Origin of the sequence: Sphingobacterium chungjuense (genome assembly GCF_011316935.1) — a bacterium.
GTDB classification, from domain to species: Bacteria; Bacteroidota; Bacteroidia; order Sphingobacteriales; family Sphingobacteriaceae; genus Sphingobacterium; species Sphingobacterium chungjuense.
In genome coordinates this window covers 84,818-103,397 of record NZ_WLYS01000004.1, presented here as the reverse complement: position 1 = coordinate 103,397, position 18,580 = coordinate 84,818, and the positions used below count along the sequence as shown (strand labels likewise).

Genomic DNA, 18,580 nt, shown 5'->3' with positions numbered 1-18,580 from the left:
CCAATTTAGTCATAATAATTAAATCATTAGTTAACAATGATTTATTTAACTCGTTTTTATTCTTGCTTAAGATCTTCTTATCGAACGAATTAGTACATACTAAGGAATTTCTTTTGCCAGATTTTGACTAGAGGTGGCTGCTCGTATGAGGTATGATCAGGAGTTATTTGTATCCCTGCTTTATTCGAGCTGCTAGGTATTCAACCATACAATAAACTTCTGTAAATATTTTCCGTAATTATAGAAAAATATCGAAACAAAATCTATATTTGCGCACCAAATCAATTTAACTATGAAAACAAAAATCGCGATCTTTTTCGCGGGATTATTTGTGCAATGGGGTTTTGCACAGCATCACGATGACGGTGGTTTGAAGTCAAAAAAAGGAAATTTTTCTACTGAGCTCAACATCAACCCCTTCAAAGCCAATCTGAGTTTAAACAATGCGTTGAACCAAGTAAAAGTCCGGTACTTTATCCAAGATGATCTAGCACTTAGATTAGGTGTAGGTGTCAATGTAATCGATTCTACTTGGAGTAGTGGAGCACCATATTCTGCTGAAAGTTACTTCATTTCGACTGTACACAAGCAAAGTACAGCAGATTTTACGATCGGTATTGAGAAGCATTTCCGAGGTACGCAGAGGTTATCTCCTTATATCGGGGCAGATTTGACTTGGGGTATGCAAAGCTCTAGTCAAAAAGTAACTACTAATGCGACCGTGTTTGAAATTGATAATGGCTTGCTTGATATGTCGTTTAATCCAAACTTTCCAAATGTTCGAGGGCTATTGATTCCAAACGGTTACACCCGATTTGGAGCGGTAGCCATTGCTGGTTTTGACTTCTACATGGCCAAAAACTTCTTTGTAGGCTATGAATTCAATGTTGGCTATAATCGACTGAAATATAAGACCCCTACGATTGAAAGTATCGGAGAGAATGGCGGTATCGGTGACTTAGTTAGCAACAGTTCGGTCACCAGCTTTAAAACATCTCTTATGAACGGAATTCGGATCGGTTACACATTCTAAAGAAGCCCATTATGAAAAACAGCATATTAATTATTATATCAGCGATTGCCTTCTTATTAAGCAGTTGTGAGAAAGACATTACCTCCACACCTGAAATTCAGACAGTATCTATCACTGCTCCTTCCACCACTGGAGCTACTTTTAAAGGAAATATTAGTGGCTTTGGATCGAGTAAAATAGTAGATCATGGTTTTTTGTACGGTTATACACAAAACTTGGATGAGAAAACTGGTACGAAACTTTCGTTAGGCGAAGCAATCAGTTTAGGTGAATTTTCAACGACGGTAGATGATCTAGTGCAAAACAGCACGAGCAATTATCAAAATACGCTTTTTGTGCGTAGTTATATCGTAGATCAGCGTGGTACCGTATACGGCGCAACTATGAGCGCGGCACTTCCCGTTCCAACTGCGGGAAGGATATTTCCTTCTCAAGCTAGCGCTGGCGATACGATTCGTATCAGTGGCAAATTCTTTTCTCCTAATATTATGCGGACAGAAGTGTTGATCGGTCAACGTCCTGCACAGGTATTAGCAGCATCAGACACGGTAATTACCGCGATTATTCCTTCTGGTATTTTGGGGAGTCATGGTAATAGTTTGCCTGTTGTCATAAATTTAGGTGCGACAACTGCCAATTATTATCAAGGCCTTACGCTACAAGCGAGATATACAGGTTTCACACCGGAAAGCGGTCCAATCGGCACAATCGTCACATTGACTGGTGATAATTTACCCGATTACTACAGCAGTATGACTGCTCTAAATATTTGGATGAGTGGCGTGAATGTACCGCTTAATTACAATAGTTACAATCGATTTGCCGTTCCGTTTAATGTGGACGAAAAGTCGTCTATTACCGTAATGTTGAATGGTAAGAACTTTGATCTTCCAGGTCAATTTGTAGTTACTGCACCAGAAATTGTTTCATTTACTAATAGTTCAGTATTTGCTGGAAGACAAGTCACCATGCAGCTAAATAGTTCAGCGATAGTAGATAATAATGGCCAAGCTGGAAGACCCCAAGTGAAGATTGGATCAGGATCTTACATAAATGTGTCTTGGTATAATCGCGAGGTGTCTTTTACTGTTCCTGCAAATACGGCTATAGGGGAGTACGATGTTTACTTTAAAGTGGGGCCACACGAAATACAATCTCCTACCAAATTGAAGGTAATTGGATATAGTGTCAGTAGTTTCCAGCCTGCAATCGCTGCCGTTGGCAACAATATAGAGATCTCAGGCAGTTTTATTGCAGGAGAATACTACACGGTCTATTTCGGTAGCAGAAGTACTTCTGGAGTTGCCAATTCAACCACCAAACTGATTGTTCCAGTACCTTCAGGTGTTGATTTAGGCAAATTGAAATTATCGGTGGAAACACCTTCAGGTCGATTGAGCGTACCCGGAGAGATGGAAATTATTGGTCCATCTGTTACCTCCGTATCTCCTTTATCTGGTGTACCAGGGACAAAAGTCACTATTCGCGGTAATGGTTTCGGTGCAAATGCTTGGAACAATAATGTTGCGTTTGGTTGGAATTATGTGACCCCTCAAATAGTTGATAGCAAAACCATGGAGGTCTATGTACCTTCTAATATTGGTCGCGGTAAGATGAGTTTATCAATCATCGTTGAGGGACAAATGATCAACTTTCCGGAAGAATTTACCATTTTATAATCCGGCATAAAACTCTAGAATGAAATCCTTGCTTTGGTTCTATTTTTCGACCGGGCAAGGATTTTCTATTTTATCGTATTTATATTCAAAAAACGAAGCTACTATTAACCCTAATTATCCCTCGTCTTGAGTAGGTTTTTATAAAAATACGTGGTACTGCACAGTTCGCCATTAGGCAACATGGCGTAATCGGGGATATCTCCAACTTCGATCCAGCCGCTTTTTTGATATAATCTTTGAGCAGGACTGCCAGTTACCGTATCTAAGACTAGAATATGCTTATCGTGCGCTAAAGCAATTTTCTCAATTTCTACTAAAAGCCGCTCGGCAATACCTTTGCGTCTATGCTCCGAATGCACCATCATCTTCGCCACATCAGCCCGGTGTATTTGATTTCTTGGTAAATCGATCTGGAGTTGTACCGTTCCAATTATTTGCTCCGCGCTAGCCTCACGAGCGATCAGTAGTAGTGTCTTTTCTTGAGTTACTTTATCTAGAACTTGAGTCCAGAATTGAATAGCATCTTGTTCGCTGATATCGTTCATAAACCCTATAGAAGCTCCTCTTTTCACCGTATCCAACAGCAAATCAGTTAATCCCTGAATAAGGTCTTTTTCTGCCGTTAAAGCTTGCTCAATAAAATATGATTCATGCATAGGTGGTTTTTGCGTTTTTCTAAATATACAACAAGTTTTTAGTTGGTCTATGAATCTAAACCAATCGCACATCACAATTTCGAAGCTGTGCTTTAAGACCTGATTTATCTGATAAGGTCTTTTAAGTTGATAACCGCAAATCATCTTTGTCTAAGATTCGAGCTTAAGCCTTATCGTATTAATAAAAGGTGAAATACGACTGTAAATTAATTATTAAATAAAAAAGTATATATATTTGATGGGTTATATAGGCTTTTAAACCGAATGCATATCATGATCTGAACTTCCGCTATTTCCTTAGTTAATAAATTAAATCAAAATTTATGGCAAGAACCTTTACAAGAAAACAGAAAATAAACTATTTATTCAGTTTGCCAGTTGTGATTGCTGCATTGGGATATTTTGTAGATATCTATGATTTACTATTGTTCGGGATTGTTCGCGTGCCCAGCTTGGTCGACTTAGGCCTAGATCCGGATACCACTGGTATTACTATTCTGAATTGGCAAATGTTTGGGATTTTATTAGGAGGTATTTTATGGGGCATGTTAGGAGATAAGCGAGGAAGGCGATCTGTCTTGTTCGGTTCCATAATTGTATATTCATTAGCCAATGTAGCCTGTGGTTTTTTGCCATTTATGCATACACCTTATATAGGCGAAATTTATATGGCATTGCGATTTATCGCGGGTATCGGATTAGCCGGTGAGGTGGGAGCAGGTGTTACATTGGTTTCTGAGTCACTCCCAAAAGAGCTTAGAGCTCTGGGTACGTCTTTAGTCGCGGGATTTGGTTTTTTGGGTGCTGTATTTGCCAATTTTACCGTGGAATTAGTAGGTAGTTGGCATATTACATATTGGATTGGCGGCATAATGGGCATCGCCCTATTATTTATGCGAGCAAGCGTATACGAATCTCGATTGTATCAGTCATTTACAGTAAATAAAACGGCTCTTAGAGGTAACTTGACACTATTCTTTACTAGTCGAAAGCGTTTTCTCAAATATTTGAAATGCTTAATGCTGGCTTTGCCAAGTTGGTATTTGATTGGTATTCTAGCGATGCTAGGGAACGAGTTCGGAAGAGCAAAGGGTATGACAGAGACTTTAAAACCTGGCATAGCCATTATGTGGCTGTATGTGGGGCTATCTGTAGGTGATTTCTTTGTCGGGTTTATCAGCACATGGCTTCGATCGGGCAGGAAAGCCATTTTATACATGATGTTGTTTACGATCGTTGGAGTGTTATGTATTTTATTCGCGCCATTCAAAACGGGCGATTGGTACTATTTTTTCTGCTTTTGGATTGGGCTGGGTTCCGGATATTGGATTATGTTCGTCACTGTTTCTGCAGAACAATTCGGCACGAATCTTCGCGCTACCGTAGCAACTACGGCCCCCAATTTCGCGCGTGGTTTTTTTATCGTAATTTCTTTTCTCTACACCAGCTTTCGTGAGCTGAGCGATTCTGTCATCCTTAGTGGCGCCGTTGTGGGTGCGACAGTTTATGCATGTAGCCTATATGCGGTCATTACGATACCAGAGACCTATGCAAAAAACCTTGACTTTATTGAGGAATAGAGGCTTGGTTTTTTGATAATTTGCAAGGAAAAGAGGGTGCTATTAACGCTCTCATTAACGTTTTACTGCTTGCGTTTTAGGGTGAGTACTGTTATCTCTGGCCACATGCCAATGCGACCTTTTAGGCCATGATATCCAAAGCCCCGATTCACGTAAAGATATTTACTTCCGCTTTTGTATAATCCAGCCCACCGCTTATAAAAATATTGAATCGGACTCCATTTGAATCCAAATAGCTCAATACCAAATTGCATACCGTGCGTATGGCCAGCTAGTGTTAAGTGTATGTGTTGCTCCTGATCTTCACTCACTACGTCCCAATGCGATGGATCGTGCGACATTAGTACTTTAAAGATATTAGTCGGGAGCGGAGCCGTCGCTTTCCGCAAATCTCCATATTGCTGAAAGCCATTCTTGCCCCAGTTCTCCACGCCAACTAAGGCGATAGATTCACTTTCTTTTTCGATCTGATCCGATTCGTTCAACAATAGCCGAAATCCCATTTCTTTATGCACCATTTTTAGCCTTTCCAGATTTGCTACCTTGGCCGTTTGGCTCTCCCATTGTATGTAATCTCCATAATCGTGATTGCCTAATACCGAGTATTTGCCATAAGGAGCTTGTAGCTGAGCGAACGCTGAAATCCACGGGTCCATTTCTGAAGCCGCATGATTTACCAAATCTCCCGTGAATAGCAAAAGATCACTTTGCTGTGCGTTGGCCAAGTCAATTCCTTTTTGTACCTCTTTCTGGTTGGTAAAACTGCCGACATGGATGTCTGAAATCTGCGTAATCGTAAAGCCGTCGAAGGCGGCTGGTAGATCTGGAAAGTGGAGTGTAAGTTTGCGGACTTTATAAAAATGTCTTCCTCTTGTTAATCCAAATATGACGGTTAAAAGCACTACTATGGCGAGGAACAACACGAGTTCGCTAACATAGATATTGCGTGGTGGAAAGCTTCTGAAAAGACGTGTAAAATCTTCTAGCAAAAGTACAGGCGCTGTTAATAGTTTTGGAATTGCTAGCGATAGTAATATCGTAAACAGTCCAGTCAGCCAGCGTTGCGAATGGCGTAGTTTTCGGCCTGCTACGAATAAGACAACCATTCCTACAATAAGAAGCAGGTCTATCAACCAATATGCTACATGAATGTATATATTATCGGTAAGGGTTATGATTGCTTGATAAAAATAAATATCTACTACAAAGAAGAGCAGTAGGAAAAGTAAGAGTCTTCTAGCCATATCACGCTATTTATGAGATCAAAAAAAGCCGAGCATCGGATGCTCGGCTTTCTAAATATACTATTAAATCCTAAAAAGGATTATTTTGCTAGCTCTTCCGCAATAGCTTTACCAATTTCAGCAGGAGATTCTACTACGCGAATTCCACACTCTGCCATGATCTTCATCTTAGCAGCGGCTGTATCATCAGCCCCGCCTACGATTGCTCCAGCGTGACCCATACGACGTCCCGGAGGCGCAGTTTGTCCAGCGATAAAACCAACAACTGGTTTGGTACCGTGTTCTTTAATCCAACGCGCAGCTTCAGCTTCCATGCCACCACCGATTTCACCAATCATGATGATACCTTCTGTTTCCGGATCGTTCATCAACAATTCTACCGCTTCTTTGGTAGTTGTACCTATGATTGGGTCACCACCAATACCGATTGCTGTTGTAATACCTAAACCAGCTTTTACCGTTTGATCTACGGCTTCGTAAGTCAAAGTACCAGATTTGGATACAACACCTACTTTACCTTTTTTGAAGATAAAACCTGGCATAATGCCGATTTTTGCTTCTTCTGCCGTAATGATACCCGGACAGTTTGGTCCGATTAGACGAGAATTTTTATCACTTAAGTATGATTTTACTTCAATCATATCTTTGGTTGGGATACCTTCCGTAATACATACAATAACGCCAACACCAGCAGCTGCAGCTTCCATAATCGCATCTGCTGCAAATGCAGGAGGTACGAAGATGATCGATACATTTGCTCCAGTCTCATCTACGGCATCTTGCACAGTGTTGAATACGGGACGATCAAGGTGTTTTTGTCCGCCTTTTCCTGGAGTGACACCACCTACCAAATTGGTTCCGTACTCGATCATTTGAGTAGCGTGGTACGTTCCTTCGTTACCAGTGAACCCCTGTACAATAACTTTAGAATCTTTATTGACTAATACGCTCATTTTTCAGTTTTATTTTGCCTAGCAAAGCTACTATTTTGTCGGGACTTCTGAAAACATTGCTTTTGGCATTTTTGTTATTTCTTTATGAACTTTACCTTGGAGATGTAGTCCCATAGTACGATGCCCATCGTGACGGAGACATTGAAAGAATGCTTGGTGCCAAATTGCGGAATCTCTAGACATGCGTTCGACATGGCGATCACCTCTTCTTCTACACCATGCACTTCATTACCAAATACAAAGGCATACTTCTCGGTGTTTTCTGGAGCAAAATCTTGCAGTTGTACACTTCCGGAAGCTTGTTCTACAGATAGAATGGTATAACCAGTGTCCCGTAATTTAGTAACAGCCTCTAAAGTGGTCGCTTCATGTGACCACGTAACAGATTTTGTCGCGCCTAGGGCCGTTTTTTCAATTTCGCGATGCGGTGGAGTGCCTGTAATGCCGCATAATACAATCTGCTCTATATTTAAGGCATCAGCCGTACGAAATGCTGATCCTACGTTGTGCATGCTGCGTACGTTGTCTAGCACGAGCACCACGGGCAACTTGTCTTGTTGCTTAAAAGTATCCACGTCTACCCGGTTCAATTGCTCAAGCGATAATTTTTGCATGACCCAAAAGTAAGGAGTATTATGAAAAGATAAAAAGATTTTGAATAATGGATTATCTATGCTATTTTTGCATTCCAAATTAAGTACAGAAATAATAAAAAATACTATAGCATAAGATGGCAAATCATAAATCATCGATCAAAAGAATTAGAGCAAACGCTGCGAAGCGTCTGAGAAACCGTTACCAAGCAAAGACTACGCGTAACGCTATCAAGAAACTACGTACTACTACTTCTCAGGAAGAAGCAAAAGCGTTATTGCCTCGTGTAATTTCTATGTTAGATCGTTTGGCAAAGAAAAACGTTATTCACAAGAAAAAAGCGTCTAACAACAAGTCTAAATTGACTAAGTTCGTTAATAAGTTAGCGTAACTTTTAGCTTTTTTACCATACAAAAAAGGGTGTATTTTCATACACCCTTTTGCTATTTGTAAGCCGTTTTCTACGGCTTCTTTTGTTGAATCTGTTTTACGATTCTTTCTATATCCGCTGGGCGATCCTTGTATTCGCTTAGATCATACAAGTCTACTTTCCGAAAATCTACCGGATGGCTTTCGCTCTGTAAATAAATATATCCTCCCGTAAGTGCTTTTCCATCTTGTTTTTGTTTTGCATCGTATGATAGCACATTGTCTCCACCTATTTGAGGTTTCGAATACGATAAGACCACTTGATCTTCTAAAATATGCTGTATCAGTGAATCACCTAATACTAAAAAATCTGCCGTTACCCATTGGTCGCCGTGGTAGGTTTTAGAAGTAGAGTTAATGCAGTGCGGTGTGAAAAGTTTTTGATCGATCACCACATTGGTGCCTGGCGTACATAGGTTAGAGGTAGTTCGCTCGGTGGTGCCATCTCCGCCCAACAGTTGGCCTTCGACAGAAATTGGGAAATCCTGATCTTTCAGCATAGTTTTTGGATCTTGCCCGTGTAGCATAGCACCCGAATTGCGCCAAGCCCAGCCTTCTCCACCTTTGGTTTGTTCGTCTACAAAGCGGTATTCGATGCGTAGATAATAGTAACTATAAGGCGTATTGTAAGCGAGATGTCCATATTGCTGGTTAAACTCATCGTAACCACCGTCATATCTTACTTTCAAAAGCCCGTCTTCCACGCGGAAAGTGTTTGCATAGTTATCGCCAGATTCGTGGTGGCGAATTTTAGCGGTCCAGTCATTCATGTCTTTTCCGTTGAAAAGCTGAATCGCAGTCGGGATAGAATCTTGTTCCGCAGTTTTAGTGTTGGAGCTTCCTGATGTATTACAAGATAGTAAAGCAGCCATTCCAGCAGCGAGCATCGCGCCCATTTTAAGCTTCATAATAGTAGTTTTATATAAATAGATTAAATAATAGATTCTTTGCTTTTCACATATTCACTAGGTCGCACGCCTACAATCTTATAAAAAGTATTGCTGAAGGTAGGTAAGCTGCTGTAACCTACACGTGCCGCAACTTGTTGTACGCTCATCTTGTCATTTAGAAGATATTTTAAAGCAGTCAGCATGCGCAGTATAGTATAGTACTGAATAAAGGACATGCCTAGATCTTTTTGGAATAGACGTGCCAAGGTACGCTCACTAAAGTGAAACATATTTGCTAAGTCTTTAAAGCTAACCAATTTATCGATGTGCTCTTCGAGATAAGCTACCATCTCGCGTAGTTTTGTGTTTTTTGGATACGGTAATGATAATGATAAATTGGAGCTCGAAAGCTCTGGTAGCAGTAATTTAAACGATTTTGCGATCGTATAATTCTTCGTGTCAGTCGGTAAGATATTTCCATTCCAGCGATTGGTATACATAATGAGCTCCATCAACAAATCGTTGACTGGATAGATACCCACGTGATTGAAAAAATCGTCATCCGTATCGAATGTCGGAAAGTAAAGGTTGCGCATAATCACTTCCGGGCTGCTGGGATGTATGCTGTGTTTTACCCCGGCTGGAATCCAGATGTAATGTCTGGCCGGAAGAAAGTACGATTTTTCAGCTGTTTTCAAAAAGACCATACCACCTTCTGTGTATAGAAATTGTCCTTTTTTATGATCGTGTTCACTGATAAATTCTTCTCCCATTACGGCGTGATGACAATAAATACTATCTGATTTGACATCGACTTCTGTCATATAGTACTTATTTACATAGCTGTTTGTCATACGGTGGGTTTTGATAGGCTTAAATATCCCGTTTTTAGTTGAATTTATCAAATGAAGCTGCTGCACGGAATAGGTAAGTGGATTTATGCTGTTGTATGGTATTCAATAAGGTCAAAGTGTTATCGTGAGTTGTTAATCATGTGCTAGTCAATGCTAATTAGATACTAATTGTGTAAATTTATATAGTCCCACACTGGTTTGCGAACCAAAAATAGGAGATATTATAAACGGTATAATTTTTATAAAAACGATGATAGAACGCATAAGATTAGAAAGCCTTCGAGACAAAGTAATGAGTGCCAAATCTGCTGCAGAATTTATCCAGGATGGCATGATCGTTGGCGCCAGCGGATTTACCAAAGCGGGTGATAGCAAGGCTGTATTGCCAGCATTGGCAGAGAAAGCGGAGCGAGAACCTTTTAAAATTACCTTAATCACGGGTGCGTCACTCGGGCATGATACCGATGGGAAATTGGCGGAGGCAGGAGTGTTGAGCAAACGGATGCCTTTTCAAGTAGACCGCACTTTGCGTAATAAAATCAATGCGGGCGAAGTCTTATTTATTGATCAGCACCTGAGTGAGAGTGCAGAGTTATTGCATAAACAACTAAAACCGGATGTGGCTGTGATCGAAGTCGCTTATATTGATCGGGATGGGAGCATCGTGCCGACCACGTCAGTTGGTAATTCGGCGGCTTTTGCTTCATTGGCTTCCAAAGTGATTCTGGAAATTAATACAGCAGTGCCCGAAAGTGTGTATGGTATTCACGATATCTATCAGGCAGAAAATTATCCGCATCGCAATGTAATCCCTATTGTGGCGCCTTGGAATAAAATTGGACGAAAAACCATCCCCTTGGATCCAGCTAAGGTGGTGGGTATTGTATTTACCAATATTCAAGATAGTCCGGCAGACATTGCAGAACCTGATGAGAAAACATCAGCTATTGCTAAACATATTTTGGAATTCTTTGAACAGGAAGTGCGTATTGGTAATTTGACTGATCGATTATTGCCTATTCAAGCCGGTATCGGTAAGGTGGCTAATGCTGTGTTGATGGGTTTTAAGGATAGTAATTTTTATGATTTGACGATGTTCTCTGAGGTATTGCAAGACAGTACCTTCGATCTGATTGATAGTGGTACGTTGAGTTTTGCATCTGCATCTTCGGTAACGGTGTCAAAAGCATGCTATGATCGCGTTTTTGGCAATTTGCAGCGCTACAGAGATAAATTTGTATTGCGGCCGCAGAATATTTCCAACACACCAGGTTTGATTCGCCGTTTAGGAGTCATCGCTATTAACACAGCGATCGAATTCGATATTTATGGAAACGTCAATTCCACGCATTTGGGTGGTACTAAGATTATGAATGGTATTGGCGGATCAGGAGATTTTGCACGGAATGCTTATCTCAGTATTTTCGTTACACAAGCTGCTTCCAAAGGTAATTTGATCTCGCATGTGCTTCCGATGGTATCGCACACGGATCATACTGAGCATGATGTGGATATTCTCGTAACGGATGTTGGGTTGGCCGATTTGCGCGGTTTGGCGCCGAGAGAGCGTGCGCAGAAAATCATTGATCACTGTGCACATCCAGATTACCGCCCAGAATTGCAATCTTATTTTGATCGCGCTTGTGAGCGAGGCGGACATACGCCACACTTGTTGGAAGAGGCCTTTAGTTGGCATTTGCGCTTTCAGGAATCTGGAAGCATGAAACAAGCTAAATAAAAAAATGGATGCTGAATATCTCATTCAGCATCCATTTTAAATTTTGTTGTGTTCGAATTAACGAGCGCGGCCGGGCAAATAGATTTGAAAACCAACAGAAACGCCTAATCCACTAGCGCCACCACTAGAGTTCAAATTTGCTTTGCTGTAATTGTAGCCTAAAGTAGTTTCTAATGCCACATTTCTAGTAATGAAGTGTGCGTATCCACCAGCAATACCTGCTTCGAAAGAAGCGCCGTCTCCACGTGATGATCCACCAATACCTACGTTACCGTGTCCGAAGAAACGACCTGTAGAACTAGATCCTTCTGGAAAATAATAACGTACGAATGGTGCGATACCGTAGTTCCATACATTATCTTCACCACTGATCGCATCAAGGCCTAAAGCTGCTTGTGCACCAATAGCAATACCATCAGAAATGAAATAACCAGCACGAGGATTTACTTGGATGTTGAAGTTTTTACCTTCAAAGCTATATCCAAGACTCCCTACCGATCCACCTACCATCCAGTTACCTTGTTGGATTGGCGTCATGCCCACGTTCTCAGAAGTTTGAGGAACAGTTTCAATACGCTGCGCGTAAGAGCCGAATGCTAAAGCGACAGCAAATAATCCAGATAATAAAACTTTTTTCATAATATACAAATTTAGTTACGATTCACAAGTATGCAACTATTATGCCACACTGTGCACCTCTTCTTTCTGACGAGAATAAATAATATCTTACTGAATCAGAATGGTAGGTATTTACCGAAAATTTGACAGTATTATGCGTAGTGTTTTAATCTTTCCTTTAATTCCGCGATCGGGGTATGCATTTGGTCTATTTTGATCTGCGCCTTTTGGTAAAACGGATCTCGTTCAGCTAATTTTTCTGCTATAAAATCGAGTAACTGTTCACCTGTCAAACCCTTAAGTGCGGGTCTTTTGTTTACGTCAGTGGCATTTAGACGCATCCATAAGGACTTTGGTGTGTGTTCGAAATATACTGCCGTGCCGTGTTGCGTGATCCAATCCATATTATCAAAATAGCAAGGAGTTCCACCGCCCGTAGAGATCACCGCATTAGGCGTATTAGTTTCCTTCAAAACAGTACTTTCTATCTTTCTGAAATCTGCTTCTCCATGTAGAGAAAAATATTCTGGAATTGTCATTCCTAGACGTTGCACTAGTACTTCGTCTAAATCTATAAAAGGTCGATCAAGCGCTTTCGCCAATTTCTTACCCCAAGTCGTTTTGCCACTCCCCATGAATCCTACGATGAAAATTGGTTTTGACATGCTTAATTCGCTAAAGGAGTAAATTGTTTGTTGATAAACTTGTTTTCTAATTCTTCCTTGTTAGGGAAAGTATGTTTAGACCACTTCTTAATTACGGTGCCATTTTGCATCAGCATCACACCCGGATTTGATCGCACCATGCTTTTCAAAGGCACTAGATCTGCGTTAAACGTTTCTAGTACTAAATTTAACTGGTCGTTTACATAATCTACATTTTGTGGCGAGCTGGCGGTCAGTAGTACCGCGCGGATTGGATAATCTTCGGAGATTTCTCTTATCGTGGTGTTAATCCGATCTAAGGCCAGCAGGTCTACCGAAGATAGCTTAGTAACATCGGTGCTCACCACAATAAAATTAAAATAGGGATTCGTTAGAATCTCCTGTGTAACATCATTGCCTTCACTATCACTAATGATTAAATCGGCGATAGCCGGTTCAAATCCTTTTTTGATCAGGGTAGATTTTGGATCTCCAACGATTTCCCAATTCTCATCTTCCCAGATCTTTTCGCTCATGTATACTTTATCGTTTACCGTTTTGGATTCGCCAGTTGTTTTATTTTTCAAGGTGTATATATGCTCATACACATCAGGCTCGGCATCATCAGGGATTGTCATTTGTTGCGGTAGATTGTTGCCCTCACGGTAAGGTAAGAAGTCGATTATGGGCAAGAAGTTCATCGTGTAAATCCCCACGCCAAAAGATAGCATAATGATTAGTATAGTCAGCAAATTGTTGCTAAATCTACTTTTTATCAATGGCTTGATCTGATGCCGGAATCGGACGATGATGAGAATCAATCCTAGCAATATAAGGTCTTTGATAAATGACTGCCAAGGCGTGAGTGGGATAGCATCGCCAAAACAACCGCATGAACTCACAACCTCGAAAAATGCGGAATAAAAGGTAAGAAAAGTGAAAAAAATCGTCAATACCAGTAATCCCCAACTTACTTTATTACGCGCCAGTCCCAATAATAACAAGGCACCCAATATGATTTCAAAACCACAAATAACAACGGCAATCCAAGTACTGTACTCATCCAAAAATGATAAATTAAATACCTTGAAATATTCCTCCAGTTTATATCCAAAACCTTTGGGATCGTTGGCTTTTATCAATCCAGAAAAAATGAAAAGACATCCTACCAGAATGCGAGAGGTGATTAATGCAATATTTGGACGCTTTTTTTGCGGTTTTGTCGTGGTGTACATGGCATTGGTGTTCATGATTACAGAGTTTTAGCAGATAATCCTAATTTAATTAACGCGAATACGGCATAGTTAAGCATATCTTGATAATTGGCTTGTAGCCCTTCTGAGACCAAAGTTTGTCCGTTATTATCTTCAATTTGCTTGACACGATGTAGTTTAGTGAGGATCAGGTCAGTCAAGGATGAGATGCGCATATCTCGCCATGCTTCGCCATAATCATGATTTTTGGCCAACATAAGTTCTCGCGTTTCCCGTATCTTTTCGTCATAACGATTTTCCGTTTCTTTGGTTTCGAGATCTAGATTACCATCAATACCAAGATCCAGTTGAATCATAGCAATCACACAGTAGTTTACAATACCGATGTATTCATCTATTACACCTTCGCCCACTTTTGAAACTTTTTTTTCTTCTAGCGTCCGAATACGTTGCGCTTTGATAAAAATCTGGTCGGTGATCGAAGTGGGGCGCATGACTCGCCACGAGGTGCCGTAGTCAATCGTTTTTTTTAAGAATAAGGTGCGGCAATGATCTATTATCTGATTGTATTCGGTGCTTGTATCCATATAAAATATTCGCTATTGATGTAGCGTCTTACAAAAGTAGGAAACAATATACAAATAGTATTTATTCTCGCGAAATGGATTTTCCTGTGAGCGGCAACATGGCGGTACGATTTGGAGGTAATCTTCTAGAAATAATTATCTTCGTATGTAGCAGCAGTACTTTTTCTCTATTGGTATTTTGAATAGGATTACGCGCTTGCATAGATTTGTTACAGAAATACAAACTTTAACCCATGAATATACAAAAGCCGGAGATCCGAGAAGTAGAAATCATCCGCTATGTGATGCCATTTCGGGAGGGTGGATCGTTGCCTGCCTTGGTAGATGCAGACGATGATTTTAGTTACGTCATAAAATTTCGAGGAGCCGGACAGGGGAAGCGCGTGTTGGTGGCCGAACTTATTGTCGGCGAGATTGCGCGTTGGCTCGGATTACGGATGCCCGAGATGGTGTTCGCAGATTTGCATGAAGCATTCGGCAGAACCGAGCCAGACGAAGAAATTCAGGATCTTTTAAAATTTAGCGTTGGCAAAAACTTAGGCGTTCATTATCTGAATGGTGCCATCACGTTTGATCCTAATGTGGAGCAAATCTCAGAAGAGGAGGCTTCGAAAATTGTTTGGCTCGATGCATTGACCATGAATGTCGATCGAACGGTGCGTAATACCAATATGCTGATCTGGAATCATGAACTTTGGCTGATAGACCACGGTGCCTCGTTGTATTTTCACCATAATTGGGAGCATTGGGAGGATCAAGTCGCCAAGCCATTCGTGCAAATTAAAGATCATGTGTTGCTCAATAAAGCAACTCAAGTACGTGCGGTGGATCAGCAATTTCGCCATCTTTTTACAGAAGATAACCTGTGGAAAATAGTATCTGCCGTACCCGATGAGTGGTTAGAGGAAGTCGGGCGGACAGAAACAGCGGATGAGGCAAGGCAAGTTTATGTGAGCTTCTTAGCACAGCGTGTGCAGCAATCGGATATTTTTTTAGATCAAATCGAAAAATCGCGTGAAGGTAGAATATGAGTACTCCGTTATTCGTTATGTACCGAGGGTAGAGCGCGAAGAATTTATTAATGTAGGCGTATTGCTCTTTTGCAAACGAAAACGATATGCTGCGATGCGTTGGTTGGTAGATGAAGATAGATGTAAATGCCTATGCGCAAATGCTGATTTGATACCGTTAAAAGCGCACCTATCCTCCTTAGAAAGGATTTGTGCAGGTGAAGCTGATGCTGGGCAATTAGCGAAACTGGAGCAGGCCGAGCGTGTTCGCTGGATAACGGCCAATCGCAGTACGTGGATTCAATGTGCGCCAGTTCACACGGGATTGTGTACAGATCCAGAAGATACATTAAAAGAATTATTTAATCGATTAATCCTATAAGTATAATAGATTAAAAAGTATATTTGTGTAGTTAAGAAATAGCCAATGGAAGAGGAATTTTATCAGCACTTGTTTAACAAACAGCAGGAAGCGCAGAATATGCCAAGCAATGTGCGGATATGGGAATGGGCGCGAGATGTATTTCGATTGCTATTTCCCGAGCGAAATCCAAAGAAAATACATTCTGTGGATGCTTTGAAAGCACATTTTAAGCAACTGGAAAATGAGTTTTATGATCTCTTACAGGGTAGCAAAGAATGCGGAAATTGCAATCGCCGTGAAATCGTAGATAAGTTCTTTAATGAGTTACCCAATCTGTACGATCTCATGCTGACCGATGCCCAAGCTATTCTCGATGGCGATCCAGCGGCTCAAAGTTTACATGAAGTGGTGCGTACTTATCCTGGTTTTTTAGCGATGTGCATGTACCGCATGGCACATCAGCTTTGGCTGTATGAGCTTCCTTTGATACCTAGAATATTGACAGAATATGCGCATGAACGTACAGGAATAGATATTCATCCAGGGGCAACTATCGGAGAGTATTTGCATATTGATCATGGTACAGGAGTTGTCATCGGTGAAACTACGATCATCGGTAAACATGTAAAACTGTATCAAGGCGTAACCTTAGGAGCACTAAGCGTCGAAAAATTGCTTGCTGGAAAGCAACGCCATCCTATTATAGAAGATCATGTGATTATATATGCAGGTGCTACGATATTAGGTGGAGATACTCGAGTCGGACACCATTCAATCGTAGGCGGTAATGTGTGGCTTACGAGTAGTATTGAGCCTTATACAACTGTTTACCATCAACCAAATACCAAGTTTTTTGACTCTAAACCGACTGTATAATGGGCTCTATTATTGAAACTATTGGCAACACACCGCTTGTAGAAATTACTTCATTTCACACTAATCCGAAGGTACACATCTACGCGAAGATGGAAGGAAACAATCCTGCAGGTTCGGTGAAAGATAGAGCGGCTTTAAATATGATTCGTTCGGCTCTAGAACGTGGTGATATATCAGAAGGCTCTACATTAATCGAAGCAACGAGTGGCAATACGGGCATTGCACTTGCTATGATTGCAAGCATGTACAAAGTGCCTATTGAATTGGTGATGCCTTCGACATCCACACGCGAGCGTGTGCTAACAATGGAGGCTTTCGGTGCAAAGGTAACGTTGTTGGATTCGATGGAAACTAGCCGCGATTATGCAGAAGAGAAAGCACAACAATCGGGTTACTTTTTATTAAATCAGTTTGCTAATGAAGATAATTACAAAGCGCATTATCAAACAACAGGACCAGAAATTTGGAAAGATACCGAAGGCCAAATTACCCATTTTGTAAGTGCTATGGGTACAACAGGTACGATCATGGGCTGTTCTAGATTCTTTAAAGAGCAAAATGATGCTATTCAAATTATAGGTTGCCAACCTACAGATGGTTCATCTATTCCGGGAATTCGACGCTGGCCAAAGGAATATTTACCTAAAATATTCGATGCAACTCGCGTCGATCGAGTAATAGACATTGATCAACAGGACGCAACTTTGCGTACCCGCGAACTGGTGGCACAAGAGGGTATATTTGTCGGAATGAGTACCGGTGGTGCATTTCATGCTGCATTACAAGTTGCCCAAGAGATAGAGCAAGGTACGATCGTATTTATTGCTTGTGATCGAGGTGATCGTTACCTCAGTTCAGATCTTTTTACATCAAAATAAAAAAGAGCCAAAAGCGGCTCTTTTTTATTTTGAATCTTTAGACCATATTTCGTGGATATCATCTCCTTTAGAGCTCATCCCGGAGTGGTGCCATTCGCCGTCTTTAAGTGCCCCATCAAATTGTAAAACAGTACCAATACGTGTGTTGTCTCGGGAAAAAAAGATCAAATGTTCGGTATACTTGTTTTCTGTAAAAGAATATTGGCCTCCACCAGTACCATAAAATCCTCTTTGAGCAGGATTAATAGCTATCCATTGAAAATAACCATCTACCAGTAGTTTAATCGTTTTTCGATCACTTCGTGGCATCGTACTCATTTCGCCGTTTTGCTGCCTTCCAGTTATACGCCAGAGACCATCTAGCGCATTCGATTTATTAGCTTGCTTTACCCAAATGTTGCCCGACTTGTCTTTTAGATTTTCTCCTTCCCACTTTAAGGGATAGTTCATCGTCTTACCCACGGAAGCGGAGTCGATATCATTGTATTCGGTTTGTACGCTGATCGCATCACCGTTAAATGTAAAAGGTCCGCCCGTCGTAGATAAGTATTGTTTATCGGTATAATGGATCATGGAGCTATAGCCATCTACGAATAGCCAAAGTGTATGCGTTTTGTCTGTGTCCATCTTATAGACGCCATGCAATTGTTTATTTTGCGCCTGTGTATTTAGCGTATAGACAATTATAAGGCAAAAGCTAAGCAAGTATCGTTTCATCTGAATTAGAATTTAGGTGAGA

At 40.9% G+C, this 18,580-nt stretch carries 20 protein-coding genes; 9 read left to right on the top strand and 11 right to left on the bottom strand.

What is annotated here, in order from left to right; all coding sequences use genetic code 11:
- Positions 1-292: 292 nt before the first annotated feature.
- Together GKO22_RS11170 and GKO22_RS11165 are read left to right on the top strand one after the other, a co-directional pair.
- On the top strand, positions 293-1,033 hold the full coding sequence (locus tag GKO22_RS11170; RefSeq protein ID WP_166335072.1) for a hypothetical protein: 741 nt from the start codon (positions 293-295) through the stop codon (positions 1,031-1,033).
- Between the two features lie 11 nt (positions 1,034-1,044).
- Positions 1,045-2,712: an IPT/TIG domain-containing protein gene (locus GKO22_RS11165; RefSeq protein WP_166335070.1), complete on the top strand. Its 1,668-nt coding sequence runs from the start codon at positions 1,045-1,047 to the stop codon at positions 2,710-2,712.
- A 110-nt stretch (positions 2,713-2,822) separates the two neighbouring features.
- Here GKO22_RS11165 and GKO22_RS11160 read toward each other — a convergent pair whose 3' ends face one another.
- Positions 2,823-3,368, bottom strand: coding sequence for a GNAT family N-acetyltransferase (locus GKO22_RS11160; RefSeq protein WP_166335068.1), 546 nt, complete (start codon positions 3,366-3,368; stop codon positions 2,823-2,825).
- A 323-nt stretch (positions 3,369-3,691) separates the two neighbouring features.
- Between GKO22_RS11160 and GKO22_RS11155 the strand changes: the two genes are divergently transcribed.
- The gene (locus GKO22_RS11155; protein WP_166335067.1) at positions 3,692-4,948 is read left to right on the top strand and encodes an MFS transporter; all 1,257 of its coding nucleotides are present in this window, start codon (positions 3,692-3,694) and stop codon (positions 4,946-4,948) included.
- 62 nt (positions 4,949-5,010) lie between these two features.
- On the opposite strand, the gene GKO22_RS11150 is transcribed toward GKO22_RS11155, so the two are convergent.
- The 3 genes from GKO22_RS11150 to GKO22_RS11140 all read right to left on the bottom strand — a co-directional run bounded on the left by GKO22_RS11150 (position 5,011) and on the right by GKO22_RS11140 (position 7,759).
- Complete coding sequence (locus GKO22_RS11150; RefSeq protein ID WP_166335065.1) at positions 5,011-6,192, bottom strand: metallophosphoesterase; 1,182 nt, start codon at positions 6,190-6,192, stop codon at positions 5,011-5,013.
- Positions 6,193-6,272: 80 nt separating this feature from the next.
- Positions 6,273-7,145 (bottom strand): succinate--CoA ligase subunit alpha, encoded by an 873-nt coding sequence (gene sucD / locus GKO22_RS11145; protein WP_066752882.1) that lies wholly within the window; start codon positions 7,143-7,145, stop codon positions 6,273-6,275.
- 74 nt (positions 7,146-7,219) lie between these two features.
- Complete coding sequence (locus GKO22_RS11140; RefSeq protein WP_166335063.1) at positions 7,220-7,759, bottom strand: RNA methyltransferase; 540 nt, start codon at positions 7,757-7,759, stop codon at positions 7,220-7,222.
- A 116-nt stretch (positions 7,760-7,875) separates the two neighbouring features.
- On the opposite strand from GKO22_RS11140, the gene rpsT reads away from it, so the two are divergent.
- Entirely contained in the window at positions 7,876-8,130 is a 255-nt protein-coding gene (gene rpsT, locus GKO22_RS11135) for a 30S ribosomal protein S20 (RefSeq protein WP_116774267.1), read from the top strand.
- A 70-nt stretch (positions 8,131-8,200) separates the two neighbouring features.
- On the opposite strand, the gene GKO22_RS11130 is transcribed toward rpsT, so the two are convergent.
- Complete coding sequence (locus GKO22_RS11130; RefSeq protein ID WP_240920272.1) at positions 8,201-9,076, bottom strand: 3-keto-disaccharide hydrolase; 876 nt, start codon at positions 9,074-9,076, stop codon at positions 8,201-8,203.
- Positions 9,077-9,099: 23 nt separating this feature from the next.
- Positions 9,100-9,882 (bottom strand): AraC family transcriptional regulator, encoded by a 783-nt coding sequence (locus GKO22_RS11125; protein WP_240920270.1) that lies wholly within the window; start codon positions 9,880-9,882, stop codon positions 9,100-9,102.
- Positions 9,883-10,162: 280 nt separating this feature from the next.
- Between GKO22_RS11125 and GKO22_RS11120 the strand changes: the two genes are divergently transcribed.
- Positions 10,163-11,650 (top strand): succinate CoA transferase, encoded by a 1,488-nt coding sequence (locus GKO22_RS11120; RefSeq protein ID WP_166335059.1) that lies wholly within the window; start codon positions 10,163-10,165, stop codon positions 11,648-11,650.
- 57 nt (positions 11,651-11,707) lie between these two features.
- On the opposite strand, the gene GKO22_RS11115 is transcribed toward GKO22_RS11120, so the two are convergent.
- The 4 genes from GKO22_RS11115 to GKO22_RS11100 all read right to left on the bottom strand — a co-directional run bounded on the left by GKO22_RS11115 (position 11,708) and on the right by GKO22_RS11100 (position 14,713).
- Complete coding sequence (locus GKO22_RS11115) at positions 11,708-12,289, bottom strand: hypothetical protein (protein WP_166335057.1); 582 nt, start codon at positions 12,287-12,289, stop codon at positions 11,708-11,710.
- A 131-nt stretch (positions 12,290-12,420) separates the two neighbouring features.
- The gene (locus tag GKO22_RS11110) at positions 12,421-12,933 is read right to left on the bottom strand and encodes a shikimate kinase (protein ID WP_166335055.1); all 513 of its coding nucleotides are present in this window, start codon (positions 12,931-12,933) and stop codon (positions 12,421-12,423) included.
- 2 nt (positions 12,934-12,935) lie between these two features.
- On the bottom strand, positions 12,936-14,162 hold the full coding sequence (locus GKO22_RS11105) for a BT_3928 family protein (protein WP_240920268.1): 1,227 nt from the start codon (positions 14,160-14,162) through the stop codon (positions 12,936-12,938).
- 2 nt (positions 14,163-14,164) lie between these two features.
- On the bottom strand, positions 14,165-14,713 hold the full coding sequence (locus GKO22_RS11100; protein ID WP_166335054.1) for a DUF1599 domain-containing protein: 549 nt from the start codon (positions 14,711-14,713) through the stop codon (positions 14,165-14,167).
- 233 nt (positions 14,714-14,946) lie between these two features.
- Between GKO22_RS11100 and GKO22_RS11095 the strand changes: the two genes are divergently transcribed.
- Genes GKO22_RS11095 through cysM form a run of 4 tightly spaced genes read left to right on the top strand, consistent with a single transcriptional unit; the run spans position 14,947 to position 17,841 of the window.
- Positions 14,947-15,744 (top strand): HipA family kinase, encoded by a 798-nt coding sequence (locus GKO22_RS11095; protein WP_166335052.1) that lies wholly within the window; start codon positions 14,947-14,949, stop codon positions 15,742-15,744.
- Complete coding sequence (locus GKO22_RS11090) at positions 15,728-16,105, top strand: DUF3037 domain-containing protein (protein WP_166335050.1); 378 nt, start codon at positions 15,728-15,730, stop codon at positions 16,103-16,105. The genes GKO22_RS11095 and GKO22_RS11090 overlap by 17 nt, the downstream gene beginning before the upstream one ends.
- A 45-nt stretch (positions 16,106-16,150) precedes the next feature.
- Complete coding sequence (locus GKO22_RS11085; protein WP_166335048.1) at positions 16,151-16,963, top strand: serine O-acetyltransferase; 813 nt, start codon at positions 16,151-16,153, stop codon at positions 16,961-16,963.
- Positions 16,963-17,841: a cysteine synthase CysM gene (cysM, locus tag GKO22_RS11080; protein ID WP_166335046.1), complete on the top strand. Its 879-nt coding sequence runs from the start codon at positions 16,963-16,965 to the stop codon at positions 17,839-17,841. Before GKO22_RS11085 ends, cysM begins: the two co-directional genes overlap by 1 nt.
- Before the next feature lie 24 nt (positions 17,842-17,865).
- Here cysM and GKO22_RS11075 read toward each other — a convergent pair whose 3' ends face one another.
- Entirely contained in the window at positions 17,866-18,468 is a 603-nt protein-coding gene (locus tag GKO22_RS11075; RefSeq protein ID WP_166335044.1) for a hypothetical protein, read from the bottom strand.
- Positions 18,469-18,580: the final 112 nt, after the last annotated feature.

What these genes read in the sequence shown, in the direction of transcription:
- GKO22_RS11170 (WP_166335072.1), top strand. Translation starts at nt 293, where the DNA reads ATGAAAACAAAAATCGCGATCTTTTTCGCGGGATTATTTGTGCAATGG.
- GKO22_RS11165 (WP_166335070.1), top strand. Translation starts at nt 1,045, where the DNA reads ATGAAAAACAGCATATTAATTATTATATCAGCGATTGCCTTCTTATTA.
- GKO22_RS11160 (WP_166335068.1), bottom strand. Translation starts at nt 3,368, where the DNA reads ATGCATGAATCATATTTTATTGAGCAAGCTTTAACGGCAGAAAAAGAC.
- GKO22_RS11155 (WP_166335067.1), top strand. Translation starts at nt 3,692, where the DNA reads ATGGCAAGAACCTTTACAAGAAAACAGAAAATAAACTATTTATTCAGT.
- GKO22_RS11150 (WP_166335065.1), bottom strand. Translation starts at nt 6,192, where the DNA reads ATGGCTAGAAGACTCTTACTTTTCCTACTGCTCTTCTTTGTAGTAGAT.
- sucD (WP_066752882.1), bottom strand. Translation starts at nt 7,145, where the DNA reads ATGAGCGTATTAGTCAATAAAGATTCTAAAGTTATTGTACAGGGGTTC.
- GKO22_RS11140 (WP_166335063.1), bottom strand. Translation starts at nt 7,759, where the DNA reads ATGCAAAAATTATCGCTTGAGCAATTGAACCGGGTAGACGTGGATACT.
- rpsT (WP_116774267.1), top strand. Translation starts at nt 7,876, where the DNA reads ATGGCAAATCATAAATCATCGATCAAAAGAATTAGAGCAAACGCTGCG.
- GKO22_RS11130 (WP_240920272.1), bottom strand. Translation starts at nt 9,076, where the DNA reads ATGAAGCTTAAAATGGGCGCGATGCTCGCTGCTGGAATGGCTGCTTTA.
- GKO22_RS11125 (WP_240920270.1), bottom strand. Translation starts at nt 9,882, where the DNA reads ATGACAGAAGTCGATGTCAAATCAGATAGTATTTATTGTCATCACGCC.
- GKO22_RS11120 (WP_166335059.1), top strand. Translation starts at nt 10,163, where the DNA reads ATGATAGAACGCATAAGATTAGAAAGCCTTCGAGACAAAGTAATGAGT.
- GKO22_RS11115 (WP_166335057.1), bottom strand. Translation starts at nt 12,289, where the DNA reads ATGAAAAAAGTTTTATTATCTGGATTATTTGCTGTCGCTTTAGCATTC.
- GKO22_RS11110 (WP_166335055.1), bottom strand. Translation starts at nt 12,933, where the DNA reads ATGTCAAAACCAATTTTCATCGTAGGATTCATGGGGAGTGGCAAAACG.
- GKO22_RS11105 (WP_240920268.1), bottom strand. Translation starts at nt 14,162, where the DNA reads ATGAACACCAATGCCATGTACACCACGACAAAACCGCAAAAAAAGCGT.
- GKO22_RS11100 (WP_166335054.1), bottom strand. Translation starts at nt 14,713, where the DNA reads ATGGATACAAGCACCGAATACAATCAGATAATAGATCATTGCCGCACC.
- GKO22_RS11095 (WP_166335052.1), top strand. Translation starts at nt 14,947, where the DNA reads ATGAATATACAAAAGCCGGAGATCCGAGAAGTAGAAATCATCCGCTAT.
- GKO22_RS11085 (WP_166335048.1), top strand. Translation starts at nt 16,151, where the DNA reads ATGGAAGAGGAATTTTATCAGCACTTGTTTAACAAACAGCAGGAAGCG.
- cysM (WP_166335046.1), top strand. Translation starts at nt 16,963, where the DNA reads ATGGGCTCTATTATTGAAACTATTGGCAACACACCGCTTGTAGAAATT.
- GKO22_RS11075 (WP_166335044.1), bottom strand. Translation starts at nt 18,468, where the DNA reads ATGGACACAGACAAAACGCATACACTTTGGCTATTCGTAGATGGCTAT.